The 16672-nt window shown below is 61.8% G+C and carries 12 protein-coding genes and 1 tRNA gene; 7 read left to right on the forward strand and 6 right to left on the reverse strand.

The genetic code is table 11. From position 1 onward, the window contains the following. Positions 1-20 precede the first annotated feature (20 nt). The gene (locus D5S08_RS03160) at positions 21-938 is read right to left on the reverse strand and encodes an AraC family transcriptional regulator (RefSeq protein ID WP_162301907.1); all 918 of its coding nucleotides are present in this window, start codon (positions 936-938) and stop codon (positions 21-23) included. A gap of 199 nt (positions 939-1137) precedes the next feature. Between D5S08_RS03160 and D5S08_RS16345 the strand changes: the two genes are divergently transcribed. The 3 genes from D5S08_RS16345 to D5S08_RS16660 all read left to right on the forward strand — a co-directional run bounded on the left by D5S08_RS16345 (position 1138) and on the right by D5S08_RS16660 (position 2946). Continuing rightward, entirely contained in the window at positions 1138-1809 is a 672-nt protein-coding gene (locus D5S08_RS16345) for a glutathione S-transferase family protein (RefSeq protein ID WP_162301908.1), read from the forward strand. Positions 1810-1970: 161 nt separating this feature from the next. Next, entirely contained in the window at positions 1971-2783 is an 813-nt protein-coding gene (locus tag D5S08_RS03175; protein ID WP_121115371.1) for an SDR family oxidoreductase, read from the forward strand. Further along, positions 2776-2946 (forward strand): trehalase-like domain-containing protein, encoded by a 171-nt coding sequence (locus tag D5S08_RS16660; protein ID WP_155522962.1) that lies wholly within the window; start codon positions 2776-2778, stop codon positions 2944-2946. The genes D5S08_RS03175 and D5S08_RS16660 overlap by 8 nt, the downstream gene beginning before the upstream one ends. A gap of 216 nt (positions 2947-3162) precedes the next feature. Here the strand turns inward: D5S08_RS16660 and D5S08_RS03180 are convergent, their stop codons facing one another. Further along, positions 3163-3594: a PilZ domain-containing protein gene (locus tag D5S08_RS03180; RefSeq protein WP_121115373.1), complete on the reverse strand. Its 432-nt coding sequence runs from the start codon at positions 3592-3594 to the stop codon at positions 3163-3165. A gap of 483 nt (positions 3595-4077) precedes the next feature. Between D5S08_RS03180 and D5S08_RS03185 the strand changes: the two genes are divergently transcribed. After that, on the forward strand, positions 4078-6174 hold the full coding sequence (locus tag D5S08_RS03185; protein WP_162301909.1) for a bifunctional diguanylate cyclase/phosphodiesterase: 2097 nt from the start codon (positions 4078-4080) through the stop codon (positions 6172-6174). Positions 6175-6520: 346 nt separating this feature from the next. Here the strand turns inward: D5S08_RS03185 and D5S08_RS03190 are convergent, their stop codons facing one another. From D5S08_RS03190 to D5S08_RS03200, 3 genes are all read right to left on the reverse strand, one after another. Further along, positions 6521-8455, reverse strand: a complete 1935-nt coding sequence (locus D5S08_RS03190; RefSeq protein ID WP_241557189.1) for a hybrid sensor histidine kinase/response regulator — start codon at positions 8453-8455, stop codon at positions 6521-6523. Positions 8456-8568: 113 nt separating this feature from the next. Then, positions 8569-9192 carry a PAS domain-containing protein gene (locus tag D5S08_RS03195; protein WP_121115377.1) on the reverse strand — a complete coding sequence of 208 codons (624 nt, stop codon included), beginning with the start codon at positions 9190-9192 and terminating at the stop codon, positions 8569-8571. A gap of 331 nt (positions 9193-9523) precedes the next feature. Continuing rightward, positions 9524-11740, reverse strand: a complete 2217-nt coding sequence (locus tag D5S08_RS03200; protein ID WP_121115379.1) for a putative bifunctional diguanylate cyclase/phosphodiesterase — start codon at positions 11738-11740, stop codon at positions 9524-9526. A gap of 118 nt (positions 11741-11858) precedes the next feature. Between D5S08_RS03200 and D5S08_RS03205 the strand changes: the two genes are divergently transcribed. Both D5S08_RS03205 and D5S08_RS03210 read left to right on the forward strand, forming a co-directional pair. Continuing rightward, entirely contained in the window at positions 11859-14168 is a 2310-nt protein-coding gene (locus D5S08_RS03205; protein WP_121115381.1) for a TonB-dependent receptor, read from the forward strand. Between the two features lie 335 nt (positions 14169-14503). Beyond that, positions 14504-15151, forward strand: coding sequence for a DsbA family protein (locus D5S08_RS03210; RefSeq protein WP_121115383.1), 648 nt, complete (start codon positions 14504-14506; stop codon positions 15149-15151). A gap of 213 nt (positions 15152-15364) precedes the next feature. Here the strand turns inward: D5S08_RS03210 and D5S08_RS03215 are convergent. Then, positions 15365-15449 (reverse strand) — tRNA-Leu (locus tag D5S08_RS03215). A gap of 813 nt (positions 15450-16262) precedes the next feature. Here D5S08_RS03215 and D5S08_RS03220 point away from each other — a divergent pair. Further along, positions 16263-16672 (forward strand): response regulator transcription factor (locus tag D5S08_RS03220; RefSeq protein ID WP_121115385.1); only part of this gene is annotated, 410 nt, incomplete at its 3' end.

Genomic DNA, 16672 nt, shown 5'->3' on the forward strand with positions numbered 1-16672 from the left:
TCAGTCGATCCTGCGCCCCTCTATCGCTGCGCAGCCATGGTGCTCTCCGCGAACGAACGCCTGAAACCTTCGACGCTGGACCTCGGGGGCTGGCCGAATGCCCGATGATATTCTCGACTGAATTGCGACGGGCTCTCGTACCCGACATCATACGCCGCGGATGCGGCATCCAGCCCGTCCACGATCATCAGGCGGCGCGCTTCGTTGAGCTGCAGCTGCTTGCGGTACTGGATCGGGCTCATCGTGGTGAGCGCCTTGAAGTGCCGGTGCAGCGTGGAGACACCCATGCGGGCGATCCCGGCAAGCGCGTCGGTCGACTGCCGCTCGCGGAAGTTCAGCCTGAGCCAGTCCAGCGCCCGGATGACCCCGCCAGGGCCGTTCTCGTTCGAAGCGAGTGCGCAGAGGCGCGCGCCGATCGGGCTGGTGATCAGCCGATACAGCACCTCGCGCTGCAGGGGCTCGACGAAGAGACCGGCCTCGCCCGGCCGTTCGTCGAGGCGGCAGAGGCGGAACAGTGCATCGAGCAGATCGGGCGTCACTTCCGCGCTGGCGATGCCGAGCGGCATCGCCGTGCCGAGCTGCCCATGGTCGACCTCTGCCAGCAAGGCGCGGACAGCGGCAAGGTCGATCCGGAGCAGGATGCCGAGATACGGCTCGGCCGGCGTGGCCTGCGTGACCCAGGCAGTCACCGGCAGGTCGACCGAGGTCAGCAGGAAGTGCCTGCTGCCATAATCATAGACATGACCGCCCAGCACGACCCGCTTTCCGCCGGCCACGACCAGCGACAGGCTGGCATCCATGATGCCGACATACGGCACCGTGGGGGACGTATACCGGTGGTAGGACAGTCCGGGCACGCGACTGGCCGTGGCGCCGCCATCCGGCGCCCAGCGGTCGAACCCGCTGGCCAGGGACTGCCGCAAACTGTCGATCATCATGTTCGGCAATCTCTCGAACGGGCCGCGGGATCCGCATGAGGTGCTTACGCCACAAGCGTCCGGTCGAACAATCCGCAAGCCTGGAACAGAGAGGATCAGGCAACCATTCGGCTGTCCCATGTTACTGGCGGCGCGTCATCTCCGCCTAGTGTCTCCGGCGGCGGGCGGTCCTGGCCCGCCCCCACGCAAGGATGACCCCATGACAATGAAGCTGTACGATGGCCCGCCCGCGCCCAATCCGCTGGCCGTTCGCCTGTTTATCGCCGAGCGAGGCGGCCTGACCCTTGATGTGGTGGCTGTCGACCTCATCCATCTTGCCAACCGCGATCCGGCCTTCGTGGCGATCAATCCGTTCGGCACCCTGCCCGCGCTGGTCCTGGATGATGGCACCGTCATCAGCGATATCGTGGCCGTGTGCGAATACCTCGACGAGATCGCGACCGCGGGCGAAACGCTGATCGGCACGACGCCGGCCGAGCGGGCGCTGACGCGCATGTGGACCCGCCGGGTCGACAAGGACATTGCCCAGCGCTTCATCTCCTGGTGGCGCGGCAGCGATGATGCGATCGCCTTCTACCAGGGCCATCGCATCCCCGAAGTAGGCGGGCGGGCGGACAACCGGCACATTGCCGAACAGCACCTCGACATGCTGGACGCCCATCTCGCGGCCGGCGACACGGCCCATATCCTCGGTGACCGGCCGCTGCTGCCGGATATCCTCCTGTTCTCCTTCATCTTCTCCATGCACGCGGTGGTGCCGTGGTTGATGAACCCTGATCGGGGCCACGTCACCGCATGGTATGACCGGATGCAGGCGCGGCCCGCCGTCCAGCCGTCCACCAGGCCCGTGACCAGCATCCCGACGCGGTAGGTTGCAGCGGCGACCGACCATGCTGTAGCTCCAGGCAGGTAAGCTGGCGGATCCGATGATCTCTGCGCCGACGCCGTTCCTATATCGCGTCAGGCAGGTCCGACCTGACCGAAGCCGAAACGTCGAGATCCTGGATCCTGACTTCAATTGGAGGCCCTGCCGTGCCGTCGACCCGCCCACCTCTCCAGAACCACGCCGCGATCGTCACCGGTGCGAGTTCCGGCATCGGCCTTGCCGTGGCCGAAGCGCTCGCGAATGCCGGCGACGCTGTCGCGGTGAACTATCGCTCGCAGCCCGTGCCGGCGGAGGAGCTCGTCCGGCGGATCACCGACCGGGGCGGCCGGGCGATCGCCGTGCAGGCCGACGTGTCGCAGGAGGCAGATGTCACTCGCCTGTTTGAGGAGGCCAGCGCAGCGTTCGGGCGCGTCGATCTCCTCGTGTCCAACTCGGGCGTGCAGAAGGACGCGGCCGTAGCCGACATGTCGCTGGCCGACTGGAACACGGTCATCGACGTCAACCTGACCGGCCAATTTCTGTGCGCCCGCGAGGCGGTGCGCCGCTTCCGCGCGCAACCGGCGGCGGGGCGGCCGGCACGCAGTGCAGGCGCCATCATCGCGATGAGTTCGGTGCACGAGATCATCCCATGGGCGGGGCACATCAACTACGCGGCGGCCAAGGGCGGCGTCCGCATGCTTACCCGCTCGCTGGCGCAGGAGGTCGCGCCGGATGGGATCCGGGTCAATGCGATTGCGCCAGGCGCCATTCGCACCCCGATCAACAAGGAGGCTCGGGACAGCGAGGAGGCGCTGACCAAGCTGCTCAGGCTTATCCCCTATGGCCGCATCGGCGAACCGGAGGATGTCGCCCGGGCGGCGGTGTGGCTGGCATCGGACGATGCCGACTATGTGACCGGGACGACCCTGTTCGTCGATGGCGGCATGTCGCTCTATCCCGAGTTCCGCGACAATGGTTGAGCCGTTCCGGACGACCGGCGACCATGGCATCATCGGCGATCTCGAGACAGCCGCGCTGGTCGCAGTCGATGGCACGATCGACTATCTGTGCTCGCCCGCACTCGATAGTCCGGCTATCTTCGCAGACCTGCTCGATGACGATGGTGGGGGTGCGTTCTTCTGAACCTGGGCGTTGACCTACTGTCCGCCACCCGCTCGCAAGACCCCAAATCGGCCATTCAGCGCAGCTTTGTCGCGTTCCGAAAGCCGTCGTTCATTCATGTCATTAGACGACCGCTCTCGGTGCGCGCGATCGGTTGAACGGCTTGGTGTGGGTGGGGAACGGACAGCCCGCTTTCAGAGGCTGAGTAAAGACGGGGCCGACGAAGGTTCTCACCCTTTAAAGATAAAATGCTCTCAGCGACGATCGGCTTTTTGTACGACCAAGCGGCAGCTTCAGTTGCAGTGCGTCGCTCACGATCATGAGTTCATCCATCTGCAACGGCCGCTCGAACTGAAAGCCTGCAAGTTGATTGTCCGTCCAAATGCAATGCGCCTCGATGGCGCCAATGCCTGGGAAAAGCAGAACGAGCCTTTCTCCTGATTTCAGGTTAGTGACGGGGCCAATCAGAGCGCCATTGGAAGAGAGGTCTCGTACGCGATAGGTACGCTTAGTGTCGTCCTTCACAAACTGACCAACCACGTCGAAATCTACTCGGTGCCGAATCGCGGCTCGTAGATCTATGATCGTAAGTTGCGCTCCATAGGGCATGATGAGGCTTTCAGATGAGGTTGAGGAACTCAGGTAAGCCTTAACGGCTTGAAAAATCATTATTGGCTCAAATTATTGCATTGCTTACCCGCGAACGTCCGCGTCCGCTTGATAGTAACGTTCGAAGCTCGCCTTTTGGTGGAGTGTGGGTGGTTTGCTGCCAGTCCAGTCTCAGCGGTGCACCAGAGAGAAGAGGACGTTCCTTGCCGGTCGTCTGAGTTCATGAAACGACGACTTCTTGACGCTGCCACCAAACCTGCGTCCTGCGACGGCGACCCTGCGGTTGGGACCGCAGGCCTCACTTTGACGACTACAACCTTCGGCGGTTGGCCAGGATCCACCAGCTCGCCGCTTACCCGTGGGTAACGTCGCGACTTACCGGCGGATCACCTCCCCTGACGCGCGGTGGAGACGAATGTCCCGCCTACGGTTGCCGCATTTCTGAAATTGTTAAGTCCATTGGCTTAGTAACGGAGCATGCATCGGACGACCTCGTTCACATCCCTCCGCCAGTGGTTGCCAACCCAGTATCTGTGGCCGGTAATGCTACTGATCGGCACGTGCTTGGGATCGCTTGTTCTCATTGTCGCGGTGACAACACGAGCTCAGGACAAGTTGCAGCTCGCACGAGAGCAGCATTCGGTCGAGCAGGCAGTCCAGAACACGGTCGAAATGGCGATCCATGATCTTCAGGACTATGCCAAGTGGGATGACGCGGTCCGCCACATCTCGCAGAAGTTGGACACCGAGTGGATTGCTGATAACGTGGTGGCTTACTTAGCAGGCACTCAAGGCTACTCGCATGTTCTGGTGCTCGACGGTAGCGACAACGTAGTCTTCGCGCGAGTCCCGGGAGGCGCAATCAAAGAAGCCGCAACCCTCGTTGCGGCAAGGGAGTTCCGCCGCGAGGTAGCAAACGTGAGAGCCATGCCCGTAACTGGCAATCCCATCGTTGGCGGGTACGTTCGGCTCGGGTCAAAGGTGTACATCTACACGGTCGCGCAGATTGTCCCGGTGACAGAGAAGGTCAGATTGCCGGAACGCTCGACGCATCTGCTCGCGATCGCTCGGCCCATCGATAGTGATTTCCTGCGGTCGTTGGCTGACAATCAGCAGGTACAGCAACTAAGCTTGGTATTGGAACCAGTCAGAGCCGGTTCGCAGGTGGCTCTCGGCGGCGTTGGCGGCAAGACGCAGGCGTGGCTCACGTGGAAGCCCAGTACGCCCGGGGCTGAGCTTAGCCGGGGGATACTCCCCCTCTTCCTGATTGTAGGGGTTCTGACGTTGGCTGTGGGCGCCCTTATCGTCCGACTTGGCGCAGGGACAATCAAGGCGCTGCAATCGAGCGAGACTCATGCACGTCATCTGGCCTTGCATGATGCGCTCACCGGCTTGCCGAACCGGCGAGCTCTTATGCAACATATCGAAAGCCTTGCAGCCGACAGCGCAGATCTGACCTTGCTCTGGCACGATCTCGACGGCTTCAAGGATGTGAACGATTTGTACGGGCATGCTGCCGGCGATGCTGTTCTTCGACAGGTTGAGGAACGGCTTAGCGCCGCATTGCCCTGCGTTTTTGTCGCTCGTGTGGGGGGAGACGAATTCGTTGCGGTACTGAACGCCCCCAGTGTTGAAGATATCCATCATGCCACCGGCGCAGTGCTTGGCGCCTTCGCCGCTTCGTTTCTTGTAGGGACTTACCAGATCCGGCTGGGCGTGAGCATCGGATGCGCAGGACTGGGCGGTTCGTCCCTGTCACCAAGCGAGCTGATGAGGCGCGCCGATGCCGCTATGTATGCAGCCAAGTCACAGGGCAAGGGATGCTGGCGCGTCTTCGAGGCCTCTATGGACCACGTTCATCATCTACGCGTAACCATGGAGAAAGACCTCGGAGAGGCAATAGCCACCGGTGGGATAGAAGTTGTTTATCAGCCGATCGTTGATGCAGGATCAAACAAAATTGTAGCGGTTGAAGCGCTTTCACGATGGACCCATCCGGTTCACGGCACCGTTTCCCCCGACGTCTTCATACCGTTAGCGGAACAGGTCGGGATGATTGACGCGCTTGGCCGGCACGTTTTGCGTGAAGCATGCCGAGCTTCGGCAGCATTACCGATCCAGCTTTCAATTAATCTGTCGCCGGCACAATTCTGGGATCAGAATCTTGTCCGCGATATCAGCATGATCCTCGAAGAAGCACATTTCCCTTCTGAACGCCTCGAGGTCGAAATTACTGAGAGCTACCTGTTGCGCCAGCCACAGGCTGCAGCTGAGATACTAGAACAACTGCGAGGGACAGGTGTAACTGTCGCACTCGACGACTTTGGTACGGGTTTTGCCAGCATCGGCTATCTGCGCCAGCTACCCCTTGATCGCTTGAAGATTGACAAGCAGTTCATCAAACCGCTCGAGTCTGGGGGACGAGGCTTGGATCTCGTCTGCGCGATCAGCGCCCTTGCCGCGTCGCTTGGGCTCGAAATCACGGCAGAGGGCGTCGAAACGGAAGAACAAGCGGCGATGGCCCGCCTTGCCGGATGCTCGCAGTTGCAAGGTTGGCTGTTCGGACGCCCTATGGCCATGAGCGACCTTGTAGATCTACTGGAAACTACTGCGACCTCACCTGCCAGACAGGTGGCCTAAAGCGTTTGTCTCGCAAGATGCTGATCTAAAACATAAAGAAGTATCACCATCGTATGAGTTTGCAGCTCGATAGACTGATTGGCGGGAATGGGGCGTGAGCTGCCTCGCGGCTTCTGGCTGAGGCTGACCCCATTATGGACACTCAGCGGGTTTACTCCGGTCCTCGATAGCGGACATCCATTCATCTTGCTAAATCGTCGGCTTCGGGTTGATCGGCGAACACGCGGACCAGCTGAGCTGGGGAACGCTGCTGCCCGTCGGCTACTCGCGGACAAATTGGCGATAGATACCGTGCCGCGCCGAGAACACCGGGGATCCTTTTAGAGAACGCGCCAAGCTGATTGCCTCAAGTCAGCTCCGCATCTGGTCGCGTGAATGGGGACGCATCAACCAATTGGTTGATGCAAGCGGCTAAAGTCTCAAGCTTGTACGGCTTGCGGAGTATCGGGAATTTGCGCTCGTTGATCGGGATGAACTGCTTGCTGCTGTAGCCGCTGGCGAGGAGGATGGGGAGCTCGCTGTGCGACTGCTTTATCTGTGTCGCCAGTTCAAGCCCGCTCATGCCGGGCATGACAATATCGGAGAATACGAAGTCGACCTCGTATTCTCCGATCAAGCGTAGCGCTTCGTAGCCATCGGACGCCTCGACCACCTTGCAACCGAGATCCTCAAGCAGCTGGCGGGCGAAGTAGCGAACATGTTCGCTATCTTCCACAAGCAGAACTCTAAGGCCATTCGGGAGCACGGCGTCATCGGCAGGAGCTTGCTCGATTTGGCGCTGCTTCTCGGTTCGGGGGAGCCAAAGCTCTACCAGCGTGCCTTTGCCCACCTCAGACTCGATACGGGCCGATCCGCCTGATTGCACCGCATAGCCGTGTATCTGCGAAAGGCCGAGTCCAGTGCCCTTTCCGGTCGGCTTGGTGGTGAAGAACGGCTCGAACACGCGCTTGAGCGTCTCACGCGGAATGCCTTCGCCGGTGTCTCGGATCGACAACATGACCCCATCTCCCTCGTCCCGAGGTGCATTCGCCGTCGAGATTTCGATCTGGCCGCCTTGAGCCATGGCATCGCGGGCATTGAGAACGGCGTTCAGCAATGCGGCTTCGAGGCCGGTCGGATCGATCTCAACTGGCCAGAGAGCTGGCGCAAGATTAAGCTGGAGATTGTAAAGACTTCCGAGCGTGCGCTGAAGCATCTCTCCCATGGCATCCAGCCGGACACTGAGATCGATGACTTCAGGCTCAAGCGGCTGGCGACGAGCAAAGGCAAGCAGCTGCGAGGTCAAACTGGTCGCCCGCTCAGCCGTCTCCAGCATGGCGCTCAAATAGCGGTTCCGCTTTTCGAGCGGCAGGTCCGGCTGCTTCAGCAAAAGATCCGCCGAACCGCGCATGACGGTCAACAGGTTGTTGAAGTCATGAGCGATGCCGCCGGCGAGCTCGCCCAGCGCCTGGAGCTTTTGAGATTGAAGCAATGCCTCCTGGGTATGGCGTAGCTCCTGCTCTGCCTGCTTTTTCTCGCTGATATCTCGCGTGATCTTGGCAAAGCCCACATGCTCGCCCACTTCATTGTAGATGGGGTCGATCAGAACCTGGGCCCAGAACAGGGTGCCATCCTTCCGAACCCGCCGAGCCTCTGCTTCAAACTTGCCATCCCGCAGGGATGTTTCCAGCGCTTTTCTTGGCACGTCGCGGGCGCGATCTTCCTCGATGTAGAAGAGGGAGAAGTGCTGCCCAAGCACCTCTTGTTCCTCGTAGCCCTTGATCGCTTGTGCGCCGGAGTTCCAGCTCGTCATCCTGCCATGCGGGTCGAGCATGTAAATCGCGTAGTCGCGCACCCCCTCAACCAGCATTTTAAGTTGAAGCGCACTGTCATAGGTGGCCTGCTCGAGACGCCGCTTCTCGGTTATGTCCCGAGTGATTTTGGCGAACCCGATCAGCGATCCGTCCTCATTGTGAACGGCATCCACGATCACATGTGCAAGGAACTTCGCCCCATCCTTACGGATTCGCCAGCCTTCCATTTCGAACCGCTTCTGCTCCGCGGCGGTCTTCAAGACACGAGCGGGCAAGCCGGCCTGTTGGTCGTCCGGCAGGAAGAATTTGGAGAAATGCTGGCCGATGATCTCATCGGCCTCATACCCCTTGAAGCGGCGGGCGCCGGAGTTCCAAGTGGTGACACGCCCCTCGAGGTCCAGCATGTAGATCGCGTAATCCGTCACCGCATCCACAAGCAGCTGAAACGTCTCGGCTGGAGGCTGCTTGTTGATGCCGACTGTCGTCAAGACTTGATCCTATGCTAGCCCCGCGCGCTCGCGAACATGGACCAAAGTCCATACTGGGCTGCCCTCACCGCGCAACAGGAATCCCGTCCTGTTCAAATGGGCAGCACCTTGAACTAGAATCCAGCTTCGATCCCCAGCCGCATAGCTTCAGCCATAGTGGACACGCCCAGGCGTCTGACCAGCGCGCTTCGATGCATCTTGATGGTCTTCTCAGTGACGCCCAGCTGCTCGCCGATCTGCCGATTACGCATGCCCCGGGCCACCAGGCGCAGAACGGACTGCTGTTGCCTTGTTAGCTGTCCTATTCGCGCCGCGGCCGAAGCGCGAAGGTGGTCGCTCTGGCCGACAGCGACCTCCATTTGACTGCCAACGAAGTAGGCCGGCATCCCGCGATCGTCGAAGACAGGGGCGATCATCACAGCGTTCAGAAACCTGCTGCCGTCCTTTCGGTAGTTGACAAGCTCAAGCACGATTGTCGAAGCTGCGGCGACTGCGTGGGCAAGCGCCGCGGAGTGCGCCCGCTCGGTTTCCGGGCCGGCAAGCATACGGCAGTTGCGGCCGATGAGCTCGCTTTCCGCATAGCCTGTAAGCTGCTCGAACTGCCGGTTAGCCGCGATGATCGGGTTGTCGTCTGCCCTTGGATTTGTGACGACCGAGGCGATCGGCGAGCGCCGAATAGACTGGATGAGCTCCCGTTCGTCGCTGTTGCGCCTGTCCGGACTGTCATCGGTGAACATCCCACCGCTCATATGCCAATATGGTTGGTAACGGCAAACCTGATCCTGTTACCCATAACAGCCCGCCGCAGGTGAGCTCGGCTGCTCTAGCCTTCCACCATTCATGACTCCGCTCCCCGCTGGCGCTCAGCCTTAGGCTGTCCGCGTTCCGGGCCCAAAGTGGGGTAGCTGGACGACGCTCAACAGGGCAAACGTCTTCCCGCAGCTTGCGGCCGCTTCCCGGCGCTCAGATAGCGCTGATACACAGCAAGTTATGGGCGAAAGCGAGCTTACACCCCCTCCACCGATCGCTGGCTGGGGCGCGGAAAAGGTTGCCAAGCGCCGCGGCCGCTCAGGTTGAGGCAGGCTGTGCGAGAGCAAGGCGCATCTCGTGCGCCGGCATGGGTCGGGCCAGCAAATAGCCCTGAAGAGAATTGCAGCCGATGCCCGACAGGAAGCGCTGCTGTTCCGCAGTTTCCACGCCCTCCGCCGTGACCTTCAGCCCACTGGCGCGCGCCAGGTCCATGATCGCGCTGATGATCGCTCGGCCATCATTGCCCGATCCAATGCCACTGACAAACGATCGATCGATCTTGAGACGATCTACGCTCAGTGCCTGCAGGTGGCTGAACGACGAATATCCTGTGCCGAAATCGTCGAGCGCGACTCTCACCCCGGCCGCCCGCAAGATCTTCAAATTGACATCGCAACCCGCTGCGTTCTCTATCAAGCTCGTCTCGGTCAGCTCGACCTCGAGCCTCTCTGGAGGGAAGCTGGCCTCCTTCAGGATCGACAGTGCACGGTTGGCAAAATGCGGGTCGCGAAGCTGCACCGCGGACACGTTCACGGCAACCGAACCGATCGGCCAGTCACCCGCATCGCGGCAAGCCTGCTCGAGCACCCATTCACCGATCTGGGTGATCTGCCCTGTCTGCTCTGCGATCGGCACGAACAATGCAGGCGAGATCAGGCCCTTTTCCGGATGGTGCCAGCGCAGCAGTGCCTCTGCACCCGTAATCGCACCGCTCTCTGGCGAGAACAGCGGCTGGTAGTACACCTCCAGCTGGTCGCCGGCATCGACCGCGAGGCGCAGATCGTTCTCGATCTGCTTGCGGCCCTGGATGCTGGCATCCATGGCGGGGGCGAAGAACAGGAATCGGCCCTTCCCGGCGGCCTTTGATTCGTACAGCGCGATGTCCGCCTTGCGGGCAAGCTCCGCCCGGTTCCCCGCATCGGCGGGACCGATGGCGATGCCGATGCTCACACCCACACGAGCCTGGGTGCCTGAGACGGCAAACGGTTCGTCGATGACCTCGATCAGCCGGAGGCACAGCACCTCCACCTCGGCGGGAGAGCGTACCCCCGTCTGGATGATCGCGAACTCGTCCCCGCCGATCCGGGCGACCAGGTCGGTGCTGCGGATCACCGCTTGCAGACGCGCGCCCACCGCTTGGATCAACTCGTCCCCGGCCGGATGGCCAAGCGTGTCGTTCACGCCCTTGAACCCGTCGAGATCGAGGTACAGCAGCGCGACCGAACGGCCTTGCGCGTCGGCGGCTGCCAGCTCGTGTGCCAGCCGGTCGTCGAACATCATGCGATTAGGCAAGCCGGTCAGTGTATCATGGAACGCCAAGTGCTGCGCCTGGGTCTCGCTTGCCTCCCGCGCCAGGATGCTGCGGCGGATGTGGCGCAGCAGGACCGCCAGCACACCGCAAACCAGAACTAGCGAAAGGATTGAAAGCGGCAGCACCCGCTTGATCAGCAGCGTGCCCGGCCGGAACGGCTCCCAGCTGAGATAACCGAAGGTCTGCCCGCCATCATCGCGAAGTGGAACAATACCGCTTACATCCGCGGGCCGATCGATCCTGAAATGGGCATCCTGCAGGGCATATGACATTGCCAGTTCCTGTAGGAAGGCCCCGTCGAGGTACCGAATCGCAAGGTGGATCGGCTCTGTGCCCGCCCGCTGCACGACCTCGCCGCTGTCGCTGACGATGGGTTTGGCACTGACAATGGCCGGCCGCGATCCGACCACGCCCAAGTCGATTGCGCCAGGGGTGAGCATACGGGTGTTCTTGGGCGCGGCGGTGCCCGGTCGGGCCATCGCAGCGTGCACTTTAGCGAGGAGGGGCATGGCTATGCTCCGCAACTCCGAGTCAAACTCAGCCGGGCCGACTACATGGCCGGCCTGCATGCCGTAGATCGGCTCTCCGCTGGCGCTGAGTACGAAGATTTCATCAAGACGATGGTAGCTGGCCATCCAGGTGCCGAGATTGCTGTCAATCCATGCAAGGTCCGGCACCGGTGCCCTGACCTGCAGCAACGCATCGTCCCACACGGTCACGCCTTCCTGGTCGTGCGCCGTTGCATCGATCCGTTGCTGCAGCACCGTTGCGAGCAGGTTCTGCTGGTTCTCGGTAGCCACCTGATCGGCCTTACCGGCGGCGACAACGATCAGTCCCGCGAGCACCGCCGCCACCATGAGAACGGCTGCGAAGGCGGGCACCACGAATTGCAGCAGAAATCGCGATCGTTCGCTTACCGGGTTGCCGTTCGCGCGGATTTGCATGGATGCACGCTTGCGTGAGCGGGATTAAGAACGCGTTGCCGCACCACCTCCGTCTTTCGTGGTAATCGTGCGGCACCCTTTAATGAGATCGTTACGGCCAGGTCTCACTTGAGCGTTCATGCGCTCGCTCCTCCTCCACCGCCACACTGCCTTTCTGACCCTGATCTCGGCATTGGGGCTGCCATGTTCCGTGCGTGCAGCGGAAGACGCAGCCACGCCAGCTGGCGAGGAAATCGTCGTCTCCGCCCAGCGCCGGACCGAGACGCTGATCTCGACACCGCTCGCCATCTCTGTTCTACAAGGCGCGGAGATCGAGCGCCGCAATCTGGATGATATCAAGGATATCGTGACCTTCACGCCCGGCTTTTCGGGCAACTCCGACGATTCCTACATCGACGGGCTGGCAGTTCGGGGGATCGCCTCCAACGATTACGGGATTGGCGGCGATTCTTCCATCGGCATCTTCAAGGATGGCGTCTACCAGGGACGCACCGGCAGCGCCGTCACGACCCTGTTCGACATCGAACGGGCGGAGGCGCTGCGCGGCCCGCAGGGCTTCCTGTTCGGCCGCAACGCCATCTCGGGCGCGATCAGCATTCTGACCAACAAGCCCCGGATCGGCGGACATGACGCCTACGTCTACCTGACGGGTGGCGACATCGACCGCCTGGAAGCACAGGGGGCAGTCAACGTCCCGCTGGCGGACAAGATCGCCGCGCGCGTGGCGTTCTACGCCACGACCTACGATGGCTGGGTCGACAATGTCTTCACGCAGGATCTCGACGACGCCCTGATGGGTGGCAGCAAACTTGCACTGCGGCCTTCGCTGAGGTTCGAGGACGGGCCGCTCCAGATCACCCTGACCGGCGAATATGAGCGGCGCCAGCTTGATGGTACACCTTACCGCGCATCGAACGACGATCGCGAGGTTCTCGACGCGATCAACGATGCAATGGGCAACGATCTTGTCATTGGCGGAACGCGGCGCGTCGTCGACAGCGATCTGGTCGACCCGCGCGACGACGGCACGATCGGCGGCACCAACCTGCAGGCCGACCTGGACCTGTCCTTTGCCACGCTGACCGCGATCAGCGCCTATCGCCATCACCGCTTCTACTATTCCGAAGACTATGACGGCACGCCGCTGCTGCTCGGCAATTATACGCAGCGCCAGCACGGCACCTATGCCAGCCAGGATGTGCGCCTGGTGTCGCCCGGCAGCGACCGGCTGACCTGGTCGGCGGGCGTGTCCGCCTATCGCGAGACGGTGCGGGCGCGCTTCACGAACGAGGCGGATGAAGAGATCGTGTGCCGCGCAGGCTATGCCTACACCGATTGCGAGGAGATGACGCAGGATCTGTATGGAAGGACATACAGCCCTGCCCCCGACGGCGTGCTCGTCGACGTGAACGATGCCCGTTCCACCAGTAGCGGCCTGTCCGCCTATGGCGATCTCAATTATTGGCTGCTGTCCCGCCTGCAGCTTGGCGCCGGCCTACGCTACACCTGGGATCGCAAGCGCTTCGCGCTCGATGTCCTGCCGAGCGACAGCAGCCTCGGCAATGTGTGGACCTTCTCCTACTACACCGACGGGTTCATCGAGGCGGAGAAGGCGTGGGACGGGCTGACGCCGCGCTTCTACCTGCGGTTCGAGGCAGCCAGGAACATCAATCTCTACGCCAGCGTGACCCGCGGCCACAAGGCCGGCGGATTCGGCTCGTTCACCGTGGCGGCGCCGGCGCCTGTGGACGATTATGGCGAAGTGCCGGATGGAACGCGCCCAAACAGTTTCGCCCCAGAAACGATTTGGAGCAAGGAAATTGGCCTGAAGGCCAGCCTGTTCGATCGCGCGCTCGATCTCGATGTCACCGCTTTCCATTACGCATACCGCAACCTGCAAACGGTGTTCTTCGACACGGAAACCCGCACCCAGCAGATCATCAATGTCGGCCGGGTCCGCGGCTACGGCGCCGAAGCGATCGCGACCTTGCGGCCGAGCCGCTACTTCGATCTGTCTGGCAACATCACTTACACCCACACCGCCAAAAGCGGCGACCGGGAATGCGCGGAAAGCGACTGCGGCGGCCTGCTCCACCCAATATGGGCGACGAGCGGGGTCGCCACCGCCCGCTATCCCTTCGCTGAGGCGGAAGCCTTCCTGTCCGCGGAATGGAGCCACGAGGGCCGTCGTCGGGAGTCGTTCGACTGGCGCGGAATAACGCGTCGCCCCCGCTACACGGAGGTGAACCTGCGGCTTGGCTACAGCTCCGACCAAGGCTGGCAGGCGCTCGTCTATGTCGAGAACCTGTTCGATCGCCGCTACATCCGCGGAGTCGAGAATGGCGGCGATCTGACGCCGGCCACCGTGTGGGGGGTGAGCCAGCCCCGCAGCCTCGGCGTCTCCCTGCGCTGGCAGCTAACGCCCTAGCAGCGCACGCTGTCCTTTTACTGCTGCCTGAAGTCGAAGCCAGAGAGCAGCCCTGACGCCCGCAAGGTACGCGCACAGCGCCTGCGATTGACTACCTGAATGAATGGCCGGCTTGACTGCCTCGCGCCTCAAAGCGGCCGGTCCGTTCTCCACCCGTTTAGCCTCAAAAGCAGCCGGTCCGCCCACTACTTGCTTAGCTTCGAAAGCAGTCCGCACTCAGGCGCGTCGGCGCAGCTTGAATACCGCACCTGCCGCCTAGCAAAGCTGGCAACCGCTGGCCGCGTGACATAAAGGCAGCGCGTGCAGATTGCCTCAGCATCGCTGGCGGGTCGCTGATGGCGGCACCATTCAACCGCCGTCACGCGGTGCAGCTCGGTGCCGTAATCGTCGGTGGTTGGGCCCTCGGCCGAGTGGTGCTGCGCACCGATCCAAATGCGCGCGACCTGGGACAGTCCAGTGCTGTGGAACGTATACTCGGAGGAGCTGGACTACCGACGTCCGGGCCGGCCAACGCGTCAGTCCGGCTCGCCGTCTTCACGGACTATCTCTGCCCAGCATGTAGACGTGCCTTTCCGGCAATGGAGGGCGCAGTGCGCTCTGATGGCGACGTGCGCATCATCTACAAGGATTGGCCAATCTTCGGTCCGGTGTCGGAGCGGGCTGCTCGACTTGCGCTCGCCAGTGACGAACAAGGTATCTATCCGGCCGTGCACCGGCAGCTGATGAGCGGTCGCAGGATCAATGATGACGGTATGTTGCAGAAAGTCGTCACCGATGCGGGCGGCGATTGGAAGCGGGCGATGGCTTACATGATGACCCATGAGCAGATCATTGCCGCCCGCCTCTATGCAAACGGGCAAGACGCCTTGGCGATTGGCCTCGCGGGGACGCCCGGCTATCTTGCCGGATCCAAGCTGGCGATAGGTGCGATCTCAGAAGGCGCACTCGTCGAGCTGTTCGCGCGAGCCCGCCGAGCTGGGTGAGCAGGTCGGTCTGGCGGATGTCCGGGGCTCGGATCTTGGTTGTGTTTTGAACACGCTTGGTCAGCCGTGACCGTCAGGACGGGCGCCAAATCTGCGGGCCCGACGTGGCGAACAGATTTTCCCGTACCGGATGTGATCTGCCGCAGACGGCTATTCCGGTGCCAATCGCAAGTTTGCGGCCTTCGACCTGCTACACTTTCCGTTAGTAGAAGCTGGTGCGGACGGCGGGACTCGAACCCACACGAGCAAAGCTCAGAGGATTCTAAGTCCTCGGCGTCTAACATTCCGCCACGTCCGCGTGCGCGCGAGGGCTTAGGCGACGTGCAGAGGAATGACTAGCGAGGGTGTGCTTGCCTTTATCGCCCACATTACAGAGTCGACTTTGCTGGTGTTTGCCGGTGTCTGAAAGGGGATGGTTCGACGGACATACCGCCGCCCGTCCCGCCCGAGCTGAACGGGCGTTAGCCATACGTAGCTTCACGTATAAAATATCGCGGAACCGCAGTCGCCTGCTGGGAGTTTACTCGGATGATCTGAGCGGGGGGCCTAGGCAACAAATGGCAAGTTTCAGAAATCCGGTAGCCGCAATCGAGCGCTTTAGATGGGTTGCCGGCGGGCTCAGCAATCCTGATGATGCCGCCATTGTGCACAGCTATGCTGCGGAAATTGCCATGCGACATGGCCGCTCAGATTTCGTACTGCTTCACGCGGCCTAGAGCTGACGTCTGCCATTTTTCTCGTGGCGGTTAGCTGCGTCGGTGTGGCGGGTGCCAGTGCCTGCAACAGCCGCGTAGTTGGTATGCTATCGCTGGGGCATAGGACAGTCCGTCGACAGGCCGGGTGCCATCGCCTTTTCGGCCTCAACAAGCGCGCCGAAGCCAAAAGCTTCAAAGTGGTGCTAGTTCTCGCATAGGGTGTGCCATTCGCGGCTTTGCACGTAGTGATCGCTTCATCTTGGTGGGAGTTCGGGATGCGTGCTCCTGCGATCTGCTCCATACCATTGGGCATGGAACGCACTCACCTTCACATCGTCGGCGGCACCAGTCGCTCTCGCGCCGAACAGGCCCAGCTCGCGTTTGCCCTCGGGCACCACGCAGAGGTATACAGCGAGTTGGACGAGCTGCTCCAACGCGCTCCTGGTGAAGGCATCATCCTGGCAGCGCATGATACGGTAATCGGCGGCACGGCCGGACTGATCCGTCGCCTGAGCGAGGCTGGTGTGTCGCTGCCGGTAGTGGTCACGGCTGACGGGTTCACCATCAACGACGTGGTCGATGCGATCACAGATGGGGCCATCGACTGCCTGGCGCTGCCGCTGGAGATGAACACCCTAGCTCGCCGCCTGCAGCGTGTCGCTGCGGCTGCCGGTCCCCTGGTGGAACTGCGCCGCCGGCAAATCGAGGCCCGTACCCGCATCAATCAGCTCAGCCGGCGCGAACGTGAAGTGCTGGAGTGCGTGGCCGCCGGCAAGGCGAACAAGCTGATCGCCCGCGACCTCGACATCAGCCCGCGCACGGTTGA

It is taken from the genome of Croceibacterium ferulae (assembly GCF_003660445.1).
In the GTDB taxonomy this organism is placed as follows: Bacteria; Pseudomonadota; Alphaproteobacteria; order Sphingomonadales; family Sphingomonadaceae; genus Croceibacterium; species Croceibacterium ferulae.

Excerpts from the sequence above, each read along its gene's own strand:
- D5S08_RS03180 (WP_121115373.1), bottom strand. The coding sequence starts at position 3,594 with ATGATTTTTCAAGCCGTTAAGGCTTACCTGAGTTCCTCAACCTCATCT.
- D5S08_RS03185 (WP_162301909.1), top strand. The coding sequence starts at position 4,078 with ATGCTACTGATCGGCACGTGCTTGGGATCGCTTGTTCTCATTGTCGCG.
- D5S08_RS03195 (WP_121115377.1), bottom strand. The coding sequence starts at position 9,192 with ATGTTCACCGATGACAGTCCGGACAGGCGCAACAGCGACGAACGGGAG.
- D5S08_RS03200 (WP_121115379.1), bottom strand. The coding sequence starts at position 11,740 with ATGCAAATCCGCGCGAACGGCAACCCGGTAAGCGAACGATCGCGATTT.
- D5S08_RS16345 (WP_162301908.1), top strand. The coding sequence starts at position 1,138 with ATGACAATGAAGCTGTACGATGGCCCGCCCGCGCCCAATCCGCTGGCC.
- D5S08_RS03210 (WP_121115383.1), top strand. The coding sequence starts at position 14,504 with ATGGCGGCACCATTCAACCGCCGTCACGCGGTGCAGCTCGGTGCCGTA.
- D5S08_RS03205 (WP_121115381.1), top strand. The coding sequence starts at position 11,859 with ATGCGCTCGCTCCTCCTCCACCGCCACACTGCCTTTCTGACCCTGATC.
- D5S08_RS03160 (WP_162301907.1), bottom strand. The coding sequence starts at position 938 with ATGATGATCGACAGTTTGCGGCAGTCCCTGGCCAGCGGGTTCGACCGC.
- D5S08_RS16660 (WP_155522962.1), top strand. The coding sequence starts at position 2,776 with ATGGTTGAGCCGTTCCGGACGACCGGCGACCATGGCATCATCGGCGAT.